Genomic DNA, 12,111 nt, shown 5'->3' with positions numbered 1-12,111 from the left:
GACCTTTGGACCTTCAGGCGCCGCATCCGGAAGCGTAGCGTGAGCCTCGCCACGAGAGGAGGGCCACATGAAAGCGCTCGTCTACCACGGCCCCGGTCAGAAGGCTTGGGAGGATGTCCCCGATCCCGTCATCGCGGACCCGACGGACGCTATCGTCCGGATGGACACGACGACAATCTGCGGAACCGACCTCCACATCCTCAAAGGGGACGTCCCAGCCGTCACCTCCGGCCGCATCCTCGGTCACGAGGGTGTAGGAGTTGTCGTCGAGGTCGGCGCTGACTGCAGGAAGGCAAAGGTCGGAGACCGCGTGATCGTCTCCTGCATCAGCAAGTGCATGCAATGCGACTTCTGCACGGCTGGCCTGACCTCGCATTGCCGGACGCTCGGAGGGATCGGCTGGATCTTCGGACATCTCATCGACGGAACCCAGGCCGAATACGTCCGGGTGCCGTTCGCGGACAACGGGCTCATCCCGCTTCCGGAAGGCGTGACCGCAGAGCAAGGTGCAATGCTCAGCGACATCCTCCCCACCGGATACGAGATCGGCGTGCTCTACGGCGCGGTGAAGACCGGCGACACGGTTGCTGTCGTCGGGGCCGGCCCCGTCGGCCTGGCGGCCATCATGACCGCGGGCCCTGCTGGGGCCACGAAGGTGGTGGCCGTCGACGGCAACGAATACCGCCTCGAGCAGGCCGCGAAGTTCGGGGCGACGGACACCGTGACCGTCCGCGAGGGCGTGGACGTCGCCGCAGAGCTGAAGAGGCTCAGCCGCGACGGTCTAGGTGTCGACGTTGCGATCGAAGCGGTCGGTATCCCCGCAACCTTCCGCTCCGCCCTCGACTCGATCCGCCCAGGCGGCCGGGTCGCCAACGTCGGCGTCCACGGAAAGCCGGTCGAGTTTCCCATCGACCGGGACTGGATCAACAACATCACCATCACGACGGGACTCGTCAACGCCACCACCGCACCTGAGCTGCTGGCAAAGATCAGCGCCGGTGAGATCGACCCCGGCAAATTCGTGACCCACCGGTTCGGCTTCGGCGAGATCATGGAGGCGTACGACACGTTCGCCAACGCCGCGACCGAGCACGCGCTGAAGGTGGTCATCGCGGGCCGGTAGAAGACGCTCGCCCGGGGGATCTCACCATGGCTTCGAAAGTCGACCACGAGGGACGAGGCAGCCGCCCTCGTCTGTGTCCAAAGGAGCGTTCCATGTCCCCGTCCCGCGAGGCCCTCGTCGTCGATCCTGCAGCCCCTGACATGGGTGAGACCCAGCGGGCGGCGCTCGGAGCATGCATCGACGCGGCCATGGCCTGCACTCCACGGAGTGAGAGATGACCGCGCCCGCAGACGAGGGACAGCGCCCAGGCGCGCCAGAGCCGAATCATTCGGCTCTGGTGCTCCGCTTCGGCGACATCGGCATGAAGGACCTGCCGGACGTGGGAGGCAAGAACGCCTCGCTCGGGGAGCTCACATGCGCCTTGGCAGCATCCGGAGTTGCGGTTCCAGAGGGCTTTGCGACCACCGCGTTCGCCTACCGCCAATACCTCGAGGCGAACGGAATCCGCGAGGCCATGGCCTTGCTGCTCGCGGAGTACCGATCGGGGCGGTCCAGCCTCCGGGACACCGGCGCCGCGATCCGCGAACTCATCCTCACGGCAGAGTTTCCAACACCCTGCGCGGACGCCATTCGTGCCGCGTACCGCGAGCTCCTCGCCCGGGTGGCGGCTTCGGGAGCAGGAGCGCCGATCGCGGTCGCGGTGCGCAGCAGCGCGACCGCGGAGGATCTCCCCGAAGCTAGCTTTGCCGGCGCTCAGGAGACCTTCCTCAACGTCGTCGGAGAGCGCGAACTGCTGGAAGCCTGTCGCCGCTGCTACGCCTCCCTCTTCACGGACCGTGCGATCACCTATCGAGAACTGCACGACATCGATCACATGGGAGTCTCCCTCTCGATCGGCGTCCAGCGGATGGTCCGCTCAGATCGTGCCGGGTCTGGCGTCATGTTCTCTCTCGACACGGAATCGGGCTTCCCGCGGGCGGTCGTGATCAGCGCCGCGTGGGGCCTCGGGGAGACCGTGGTGCAAGGGAGCGTGGAGCCCGACAAGTACGAGGTGTTCTCTCCCCTTCTCGCGGACCCGAGCGCGCGGCCGATCATCGGAAAGACGCTGGGGACGAAGGAGTCGAAACTCGTCTTCGCGCGCAGCGGGTCCGGCACCCTGCTGCTGGAAACCTCGACCTCGGAGAGGGAGGCCTTTGTCCTCGATGACGACGAGATCCTCCGTCTCGCTCGATGGGCGATCGCGGTGCAGGAGCACTACGGCAGGCCCATGGACATGGAATGGGCGAAGGACGGCGTCACCGGAGAGCTGTTCCTGGTCCAGGCGCGGCCCGAAACGGTGCGATCGGCGCAGAGCGCCTCGGTGCTGCGCATGCACCGTCTGACGGGTTCGGGCCCCGTCCTCGCCCGGGGGGCTGCGGTCGGCGATCAGATCGCCTCGGGCGAAGCCTGTGTCATCAGAGACGTCAAGGACATCGGCGCCTTCCGCGACGGCTGCGTGCTCGTGACCACCGTGACGGACCCGGACTGGGTTCCCGTCATGAGGCGCGCAGCTGGAATCGTGACGGACCACGGCGGTCCGACCAGCCACGCCGCCATCGTGAGCCGAGAGCTTGGGGTTCCGGCCGTCGTCGGCACCGTGCACGGAACCAGCGTCATTGCAGAGGGAAACCCGGTGACCGTGGCCTGCGCCGAGGGCGCCGAGGGCCTCGTCCTCGGCGGCCTGGTTCCGTTCGTCGTGGAGGAGGCCGACGTCGGCGCCCTCCCCACGACTCGGACCCGCCTCATGGTGAACCTCGCCGATCCCTCGGGGGCCTTCCGCTGGTGGAAGCTTCCGGCGGCCGGCGTGGGTTTGGCGAGGATGGAGTTCATCATCTCGAACCTCATCCGGGTCCATCCCATGGCGCTCGTCCACCCGGACCGGATCGCGAACGACGAGCACACGGACGCAATCCGAAACCTCACCCGCGGCTACGCGGACCCCGCAGACTACTTTGTGGACCGCCTCGCGAGGGGCATTGCCAAGATCGCGAGCCCGTTCTACCCAGAGCCCGCCATCGTCCGGCTGAGCGACTTCAAGACCAACGAGTACGCCAACCTCCTGGGCGGCACGGCGTTCGAGGAGCCGGAGGAGAACCCCATGCTGGGGTTCCGGGGCGCGCCGCCGAGGGCAATTGGCGCGCCCATCAAGTCCCGCTCGCCCAGGCACGCGACTCGGAGGAGCACCTGAGAATTCTCGAGGGGTGGCTGCGTTCGTACCGCCCCGAGGAGCTGTTCGACGACGGCGGCTCCCCCTTGGCTGCGGTGACGGCCCTCGCGCCGGAGGGCGAGCGCCGGATGAGCGCGAACCCCGTCGCGAACGGAGGGCTGCTCCGGCAGGAGCTTTCCTTGCCGGACTTCCGGGACTACGCGGTCGAGGTCCCGTCGCCCGGCGGGTCGACGAGTCAGGCGACGGAGGTCCTCGGGCGGTGGCTCCGCGACGTCATGCACCGGAATCCTGAGACGTTCCGCCTCTTCGGTCCGGATGAGACAGCCTCGAACCGTCTGCAGGCCGTGTACGAGGTGACGGACAAGCAATGGAACGGCGAGTACCTGCCGATCGACGAGGACAATCATCTCGCTACGGCGGGTCGGGTCATGGAGGTGCTGAGCGAGCACCAGTGCCAGGGCTGGCTCGAGGGCTACCTGCTGACCGGTCGGCACGGCGTCTTCACCTCGTACGAGGCCTTCATCCACATCGTCGACTCGATGTTCAACCAGCACGCCAAATGGCTTGAGTCAGCGAAGCGCATTCCATGGCGTCGGCCTGTGTCATCGCTGAACTACCTTCTCAGCTCCCACGTGTGGCGCCAAGACCACAACGGGAACTCCCATCAGGACCCCGGCTTCATCGACCATGTGGTCAACAAGAAGGCCGACGTCGTGCGCGTGTACCTGCCGTTCGACGCGAACACGCTCCTGTCCACCTACGACCATTGCCTCCGTTCTGTGGACTACGTGAACGTGGTCGTCGCAGGCAAGCAGCCCGGGTTCAACTGGCTCACCATCGATGAAGCCGTCGCGCACTGCACACGCGGGCTCGGGATCTTCGAATGGGCTGGCACGGAGATGCCCGGAGAGGAGCCTGACGTGGTGCTCGCTGCCGCCGGCGACGTTCCGACGCTCGAGGTCCTGGCCGCTGCGTCCATCCTGCGCAAGCGCATACCGGACCTCAAGGTGCGCGTCGTCAACGTCGTCGATCTCATGCGGCTGCAGAGCGAAGGCGAGCACCCGCACGGGCTCTCGGACAGCGAGTATGACGCGATCTTCACTCGCGAGGCTCCTGTGATCTTCGCTTATCACGGCTACCCGTGGCTCATCCACCGTCTCGCCTACCGGCGCCACGGCCACCCGCACCTCCATGTACGGGGCTACAAGGAGGAGGGCACCACCACGACTCCCTTCGACATGGTGATGATGAACGACATCGACCGCTACCGCCTCGTCATGGACGTCATCGACCGGGTGCCTGGGCTGACGGAGCGATACGGCACCGTGCGTCAGGAGATGCAGGACGCGCGGCTGCGCGCCCGCGAGTACACCCGTGAGCACGGAGAGGACCACCCGGACGTTGCGGGATGGGCTTGGGACCCCTCATCTGCCTCGGGCGCGAACGCGGCGTTCACGGACACGGGAGACGACAGCCGATGAGCAGTGGCGGCTCGGCGCAGCGGCCCGAGGGCCTCGGCACGCGCACCTCCCGAGGAATCTACGTCAGCGCCACAACCCCTGGCTCCGGGAAGTCGCTCGTGGCCCTCGGCCTCGCCGAGGCGCTCCACAGCCACACGGATCGCATCGGGTTCTTCAAGCCGGTTGTGGCGGGCACGACTCCGGACGCGGATCCTATGGTCGCGCTGATCCGCTCGCGCTATAACCTCGACCCCGCCGTCTGCCGAGGGGGCCTCACCGCAAGGGAAGTCCGGAAGTACCTCGCGGAAGGGAAGCGCGAGGAAATCGGGGCGCGCACCGTCGACGTCTTCTCGGAGATAGCGGCCCAATGCGACGTCGTCGTCGTCGAAGGCACCGACCTCGTGGGCCAGGACTCCGCCGTCGAATTCGCGCTCAACGCGCGTCTCGCGAACGACCTCGGGTGCCCGATGGTCGCCGTCGTGAGCGGACGCGATCGGACCCCGGAGGAAATCGCCGACGCGGTCGACGTCGCGCGGAAGGAACTCCAAGCCGCGCATTGCAGCCTCCTGATGATGATGGTGAATCGCGCCGCCCCGCAGCACCTCGACGAGATCTCCGCCGCGATCCGGCCCGGGGTCTCCCACCGTCCCGTGTACGTCATCCCCGAGATCGAGGAGATTTCACGGCCGACGACGGGCGAGGTCTCTTCCCTCCTCGCGCTCCGTCAGATCGCGGGTCGCGCGGACATGGAACGAGAAGTGCGTGACGTCAAAGTTGCCGCCATGAGCGTGGCGAACTTCATCGGCGTCCTCGAGACGGGTGACCTCGTGATTGTCCCGGGTGACCGGGCGGACATCATGGTGGGAGCGCTCGCCTCCACGTTCTCGCCCGAATTCCCCGTTCCCTCGGCCATGATCCTCACGGGTGGGCTATCCCCCGACGAGCACATCCTCCCGCTCCTCGCGCCCGCGCCGTTCCCCATCTTCGCGTACCCGGAAGACACCTACCACGCGGCCCGGAGCGTCTCGGAGGTCAGGAGCGAGATCTGGTCAGGCCAGCGGCGGAAGGTCGCCTCCGCGCTCGGGGCATGGTCGAAGAGGGTCGATGACGCCGAGATCCTCGAGCGCCTCAACCTCCCGCGGCCCGAGACCATGACGCCCCTCCGCTTCCTCCACGAGCTCGTCGGACGAGCACGTGTGGACCGCCGGCACATCGTCCTTCCCGAAGGAACCGATGTGAGAATCCTGCGAGCCGCCGAGATCCTCCACCGGCGTGACGTCTGCGATCTGACGATCCTCGGCGATGACGGCCAAGTGCGGGAGATCGCGGGCTCCAACGGCATATCGCTGTCGGGGATGCCGATCCTCAACCCCGCGACAAGCGACCTGCGCGAGCGTTTCGCCCACGAGTACGCTCGATTGAGGGCCCACCGTGGCGTGGACCTCCCGAGGGCCCTTGAGGCGATGCTGGATGTGAGCTACTTCGGGACCATGATGGTCCAGCTCGGCCTCGTGGACGGAATGGTGTCGGGCGCCGCGCACACGACCGCACATACGATCAGGCCCGCGCTCGAATTCGTCAAGACGAGCCCCGGGGTAAAGGTCGTCTCGTCCGTGTTCTTCATGCTGCTGCCGGATCGCGTGCTCGTCTACGGCGACTGCGCCGTCAATCCCGAGCCCGACGCCGAGCAGCTGGCCGACATCGCGATCGCCTCGGCCGAAACGGCCGCCCAGTTCGGCGTCCTGCCAAGAGTGGCAATGCTCAGCTATTCGACGGGCGCCTCGGGCAGCGGGGCGACGGTCGACAAGGTGCGTCGTGCCACCGAGCTCGTCCGCGAGCGGCGCCCCGACCTCGCCGTCGAGGGCCCCATCCAGTACGACGCCGCCGTCGACGCCTCGATCGCCGCGACCAAGCTCCCGGGCTCGAACGTGGCGGGCCAGGCGACCGTGTTCATCTTCCCCGATCTGAATACCGGCAACAACACCTACAAGGCGGTGCAGCAGTCGGCGGGGGCAGTGGCTGTCGGTCCCGTTCTTCAGGGACTCCGCAAGCCCGTCAACGATCTCTCGCGGGGGTGCACCGTCGAGGACATCGTGAACACCGTCGCGATCACGGCCGTGCAGGCCCAGGCAGTCCACGCTCAGACGCTGCAGGCTCAGGCAGGTTAGGAGGCCTCATGCTCGTCCTCGTCATCAACTCCGGCTCATCCTCGCTCAAATACCAGCTGCGGGACGTCGACGCGGATGAGGTCCTCGTCGAGGGCATTGTAGAGCGAATCGGCTTCCCCGCTGAGGACGGCGAGATCGAGATCCCTGATCATGAGGCGGCCCTCGACGTCGTGGACGCCGCGCTTCAGGACGCCCTCGGCGGACGCCAGATCGACGCGGTCGGACACCGAGTGGTGCATGGCGGCGAGCGCTTCTCCCAACCTGTGCTGATCAACAACGAGATCACACGGGCCATCGAGCGGCTCAATCCCCTCGCTCCCCTTCACAACCCTGCCAATGTAGTAGGCATCAGGGCCATCGAGGAGAAATGGCCGGGAATGCGCCAGGTGGCGGTTTTCGACACGGCCTACCACCGGACCATTCCCGAACGCGCTTGGCGCTACGCCGTTCCGGACTGGCTGTACACCCGGCATGGCATCCGCCGTTACGGATTTCACGGAACCTCGCACGAGTACGTTGCCCGTCGGGCCGCCGCCCTGCTGGAGCTCCCGCTCGAGGCGTTCAACGCCGTCGTGCTCCATCTCGGCAACGGCGCCTCCGCAACAGCGGTGCAGGGAGGCCGGTCCGTGGACACCTCGATGGGTTTCACGCCGCTCGAAGGACTCGTGATGGGCACCCGCTCGGGGGATCTGGATCCGTCCATCCTCGTGTACCTGGGGCGGCAGGGCATGAGCCCGGACGAGATCGACGACCTGCTCAATCGCGAATCCGGGCTCAAGGGGCTCGGTGGCTCAAACGACATGCGCACTCTCGTCGGGGCGGTGGAGCGCGGCGAGGCGAAAGCGCAGAGGGCCCTCGACGTCGCCGCCTACCGGCTCGCCAAGTACATCGGCGCCTACCACGTCGCCGTCGGCGGCGCACAGGCGATCGTCTTCACCGCCGGGATCGGCGAGAACTCCACCGTCTTCAGGAGCTTGGTCGCGGATCGGCTCGGCGCCCTCGGCGTAGCTGTCGATCCGGATGCCAATGCCCTCCGCTCCCCCGATCCACGCGTGATCTCGACGGAGGGCTCAGCCATCGCCGTGCTCGTCGTGCCGACCGATGAAGAACGCGCTATTGCCGAGGCGACGGCGGCGGTCGTGCGAACCTCCGCCGTGCGCTGAGCCGGCCATGACGAGGTCCCCGACCTGGGAGGCAGCGAAGCCGCCCTTCGACGCGGTGATCTTCGACCTCGACGGGGTGGTCACCGACACCGCGATCGTCCACGAGGCCGCGTGGAGAGAGCTGTTCGACGAGGTCCTGAAAGATCCGCGGCTCGTTTCGGGGACTGACGTGAGGCCCTTCCGGCGCAGCGACTACCTTGACTTCGTGGACGGGCGCCCCAGGGAGGAGGGCGTCCTGGCCTTCCTCCGGTCCCGAAGCATCCAGATTCCCCGCGGTGATCCTTCCGACGAGCCGGGGACGTGGACGGCCTTCGGACTTGGTGCGCTGAAGGACCAGCTCTTCCGCAAGCGCCTTGAAGCCGGCGTCTCCGCCTTCGGGGGAACCGTGGCCCTGCTTGAGCGCCTTCGCGCGGGTCGGGTTCCCGTCGCCCTCGCGACGGCCAGCCGGAACGCCCAAGCTGTGCTCCACGCGGCCCATCTCGAGAGGTCGTTCGACGCCGTAGTGGACGGCGTCGAAACCGCGCGGCTTGGGCTGCCGGGCAAGCCGGAGCCGGACCTGTTCCTCGAGGCGGCGCGGCGGCTGGGGCCGCCCAGCGCACGCTCCGTGGTCATCGAGGATTCGACCGCGGGAGTCGAGGCCGCCCGGCGCGGCGGCTTCGGGCTCGTCGTCGGGATCGACAGGGGCGGCCACCGGGCTGAGCTCGAGGCAGCTGGGGCCGACGTCGTGCTCGACGACGTCGGGCAGCTGGACTTGGGCCTCGTCATCGCCGACCCCTGGCTGCTCGTCTACGAGGGCTCGGACCCCGGCCACGAAGGGCACCGCGAGGCCCTCACCACGCTCGGCAACGGGTACATCGGCGTGCGGGGTGCCGCGCCCGAGAGCGGCCGGGGCGGCGTGGGCTACCCCGGCACATACCTCAGCGGGGTCTACAACCGGGTCTCCAATCTCGTCGAAAGCCGCGAGACCGAAGACGAGCACATGGTGAACGGGCCGAACTGGCTGCACCTCGATGTGCGGCTCGAGGACGGGGGCTGGTGGTCCGAGGGCTCCCTGACGCTCGCCTCAGAGCGCCGAGTCCTGGACCTGCGGCAGGCAATTCTCACGCGGGAGGCGATGCTGCTCGATGATCAGGGGCGACGGCTCAGAGTGCGGCAGCGCCGTTTCGTCTCGATGGCGGAGCGGCAGCTCGTGGCGCTTGAGACGGTGCTCACCGCCGAGGGCTGGAGCGGGACGGTGGCCGTCCGCAGCGGAGTCGATATGGACGTGAGCAATGAGAACGTCTTCGAAGACGCGCTGCTGGCGCGGCGGCACCTGCTTGATGTGGGCACGGCGGACGACGACGAAGCATCCGGGGGCGCGCAGGGTTTCCTCATTGCCGAGGGAGAGACGACGCAGAGCAGGGTGCGGATTGCCGTGGCGATGCGCACCGTCGTCGAGGGCGACGAGGCGATGGAGCGCAGCCCCGGGCTCATCGGCGGGCTGCATTTCCAGCGGTTTGCGCTTTCGATGAAGGATGGGGTCCCGATCCGGGTCGTCAAGACTGCGGCCTTCGCTACCTCGCGGGACCGCGCCATCTCATCGCCCAGGACGGGAGCGGTTGCTGTCCTGGAACGCTCGCAGCGATCGTTCGATGAGCTTCTCTCCGAACACTCGGCGGCCTGGAGTCGGCTCCTGCCGCTCTTCACCGTCGGCGTCGATGCGCCGCCCCACGTGCAGCTCGTGGTGAACCTCCACGTCTTCCACGTGCTGCAAGTGCTCGCCCCGTTCGTCGCCGACCTCGACGTCGGCGTTCCGGCCCGCGGCCTGCATGGAGAGGGCTATCGCGGCCATGTCTTCTGGGACGAGCTCTTCGTGCTCCCGCTGATCACCTCGCGGCTTCCAGCCGTCGCCCGCTCGCTCATCGCCTACCGTTGGCGCCGGCTGCCGGCGGCCCGGCAGGCCGCTCGGCTCCGAGGACTCGACGGGGCGCTCTTCCCTTGGCAGAGCGGAAGCGACGGCCGAGAGGAGACGCCGGAATGGATCTTCAATCCCCGCTCCGGACGCTGGGTGGAGGACAATTCGCGACGGCAACGCCACGTGGGCCTCGCAGTCGCGTTCAACGCGTGGCAGTACTTCGAGGCCACGAACGACAGATACTGGCTCCTCCAGCAAGGGGCGCAGCTCATCGTTGATGTGACGAGGCTGTTCGCCTCACTCGCCGACTACGATCGGCAGGAGGACCGCTACCACCTCCGCGGCGTGATGGGCCCGGACGAATACCACACGGGCTACCCCGATCATCCGGCGGACGGGATCGACGACAACGCCTATACGAACGTCATGGTGGCCTGGGTGTGCCAGGCGGCGTGCCGCGTCCTCGACCTCCTGGAGGGCCACGATCTGGCCGACCTGATCGATCGTCTCGGGATCCGGGCTTCCGAGCGTGAACGCTGGGACCGAATGAGCCGCCGTATGGCCCTTCATTTCCATGACGGAGTCATCAGCCAATTCGCGGGCTATGGAGACCTCATGGAGTTCGACTGGGCGGGCTACCGGGACACTTATCACAACATCGAGCGGCTTGACCTGATTCTCGAGGCCGAGGGGGACAGCACAAACCGCTACCGCCTGGCCAAGCAGGCCGACGCCCTCATGCTCCTGTACCTCTTCGGTCAGGACGAGCTCATGCTGCTTCTCGAGCGGCTCGGCTACCCGACGACGCGCGAACAGCTCGCCACGACAGTCGACTACTACCTCGCCAGGACGGCGAACGGCTCCACGCTCAGCCGCGTGGCGCACGCGTCCGTGCTCGCGAGCATGGATCCCGAAAGGGCCTGGGAGACATTCCGAGAGGCGCTGGATGCAGACTTGGACGACACTCAGGGCGGAACAACCCGCGCGGGAGTTCATCTGGGGGCCATGGCCGGCACGATCGACGTGGTGCAGCGCAGCTTCACGGGCCTCCGTCTCACCTCCGACGCACTCGTCTTCGCGCCCCAGCTGCCCCACGAGCTGCGCTCAGTCGCCTTCCGGGTCCGGTATAGGGACCACCTCCTTGACATCCGCCTCGAGCGCCATCGGCTCTCCGTCTCGTCAGCCCCGGGCGACGCTGGCCCGATATGCCTGCGGCTGGGCGACCAGGAGGTCCTGCTGTCGCCCGGGGCGTCACAGCATTTCACGCTCCTCGAGGGGTAGCAGACTGGACGCCATGAGTGATTCTCGCGAAGCCAGTGCCCAAAGCTCGGAAGTCAGTACGCGGAGCTCAACGGTTGAGGAGTGGACCAGCGCCTTGGCCCTGTCTACCGGTTCACCCGGTGGCGGTGCCGGAACGGGCCTGATGCTTGCCGTTGCCTCCTCGTTGGCTTCCATGGTTGCGGGCTACACCGAGACGGAGGGGCAAGCGCGCGCCGAGGTCGACCGGATTCGCGCGCGGGCGCAGTCTCTTCGCGCGTCTGCTCTCAGGCTGGCCGACGACGACGCGTCGGCTTCTCAGGCGTTTGGCGCCGCGTTCCGCCTCGATCCGGGTCCGGCGCGCGAGGAAGCCGTCCGAAACGCGTCCTTGGATGCTGCCAGGTCATCTGCGGCTGTCGGCGAGAGGGCTTGCGAAGCCCTCGACGATCTGGCCTGGCTCGCGACCCACGGCAACCCCGCGCTGGTGGCGGACGTCGTGGTCGCGCTCGGGGCCCTGCGGGCCGCTGTCACCGGAGCCCGAACCAACGTGAGTTTCGACCTTGGAGCGCTCCGTTCGGGAGGCAAGACGCTGAAGCAGATCCAGAAGGATCATCCGGACTTGTGGTCCAAGGTCGCGCAATTCAACGAGGCGATTGCCCGGATCGACGCCCTGACTGCCGAGATCGACCATCGCGCCGCGCCCACGGACACCTCTGCGCCCACCATCAGGAACGCCAGCGGGCCGCGGAGCAGCGGCAGCGGTGGATGATGGGGTAATGGCCACGTCAACCGCGCTCCCCGCCCGTCGGCCCTCTCCTCGCTCGGTGCTGTCCCTGTGGTCACGGGGCTCGGTGCTGTCCATTGGCTCCGTGGGCTCCGTCCTGTCGATCGGGTCCGTCG

General features: G+C 67.5%; 7 protein-coding genes and 1 pseudogene. All 8 read left to right on the top strand.

The annotated features are described in order from the left end of the window. The first annotated feature begins 67 nt into the window (after window positions 1-67). On the top strand, window positions 68-1,123 hold the full coding sequence (locus E5679_RS02940; protein WP_138413598.1) for a zinc-binding dehydrogenase: 1,056 nt from the start codon (window positions 68-70) through the stop codon (window positions 1,121-1,123). A gap of 92 nt (window positions 1,124-1,215) precedes the next feature. Next, a complete protein-coding gene (locus tag E5679_RS21410) occupies window positions 1,216-1,341 on the top strand; it encodes a hypothetical protein (RefSeq protein ID WP_275092538.1) in 126 nt (41 codons plus the stop codon). 83 nt (window positions 1,342-1,424) lie between these two features. After that, the gene (ppsA, locus tag E5679_RS02935) at window positions 1,425-3,290 is read left to right on the top strand and encodes a phosphoenolpyruvate synthase (protein WP_420821039.1); all 1,866 of its coding nucleotides are present in this window, start codon (window positions 1,425-1,427) and stop codon (window positions 3,288-3,290) included. Continuing rightward, a pseudogene (locus E5679_RS02930) lies at window positions 3,209-4,750 on the top strand (phosphoketolase family protein); the annotation flags it as partial. The gene ppsA and the pseudogene E5679_RS02930, both read left to right, overlap by 82 nt. Beyond that, a complete protein-coding gene (gene pta / locus E5679_RS02925; protein WP_138413596.1) occupies window positions 4,747-6,897 on the top strand; it encodes a phosphate acetyltransferase in 2,151 nt (716 codons plus the stop codon). The pseudogene E5679_RS02930 and the gene pta, both read left to right, overlap by 4 nt. 8 nt (window positions 6,898-6,905) lie before the next feature. Continuing rightward, the gene (locus E5679_RS02920; protein WP_138413595.1) at window positions 6,906-8,060 is read left to right on the top strand and encodes an acetate/propionate family kinase; all 1,155 of its coding nucleotides are present in this window, start codon (window positions 6,906-6,908) and stop codon (window positions 8,058-8,060) included. A 7-nt stretch (window positions 8,061-8,067) separates the two neighbouring features. Beyond that, on the top strand, window positions 8,068-11,235 hold the full coding sequence (locus tag E5679_RS02915) for an HAD-IA family hydrolase (RefSeq protein ID WP_138413594.1): 3,168 nt from the start codon (window positions 8,068-8,070) through the stop codon (window positions 11,233-11,235). 13 nt (window positions 11,236-11,248) lie between these two features. Next, window positions 11,249-11,980: a cyclodeaminase/cyclohydrolase family protein gene (locus tag E5679_RS02910; protein ID WP_138413593.1), complete on the top strand. Its 732-nt coding sequence runs from the start codon at window positions 11,249-11,251 to the stop codon at window positions 11,978-11,980. Window positions 11,981-12,111 lie beyond the last annotated feature (131 nt).

The organism is Sinomonas gamaensis, assembly GCF_005876955.1.
GTDB lineage: Bacteria > Actinomycetota > Actinomycetes > Actinomycetales > Micrococcaceae > Sinomonas > Sinomonas gamaensis.
Note: the sequence above shows the minus strand (reverse complement) of the source record. Positions and strands in the feature narration are given on the sequence as shown.

Bases quoted from the DNA above. Each gene is read 5' to 3' on its own strand.
- ppsA (WP_420821039.1), top strand. From the start codon at position 1,425: ATGAAGGACCTGCCGGACGTGGGAGGCAAGAACGCCTCGCTCGGGGAG.
- E5679_RS21410 (WP_275092538.1), top strand. From the start codon at position 1,216: ATGTCCCCGTCCCGCGAGGCCCTCGTCGTCGATCCTGCAGCCCCTGAC.
- E5679_RS02910 (WP_138413593.1), top strand. From the start codon at position 11,249: ATGAGTGATTCTCGCGAAGCCAGTGCCCAAAGCTCGGAAGTCAGTACG.
- pta (WP_138413596.1), top strand. From the start codon at position 4,747: ATGAGCAGTGGCGGCTCGGCGCAGCGGCCCGAGGGCCTCGGCACGCGC.
- E5679_RS02940 (WP_138413598.1), top strand. From the start codon at position 68: ATGAAAGCGCTCGTCTACCACGGCCCCGGTCAGAAGGCTTGGGAGGAT.
- E5679_RS02915 (WP_138413594.1), top strand. From the start codon at position 8,068: ATGACGAGGTCCCCGACCTGGGAGGCAGCGAAGCCGCCCTTCGACGCG.
- E5679_RS02920 (WP_138413595.1), top strand. From the start codon at position 6,906: ATGCTCGTCCTCGTCATCAACTCCGGCTCATCCTCGCTCAAATACCAG.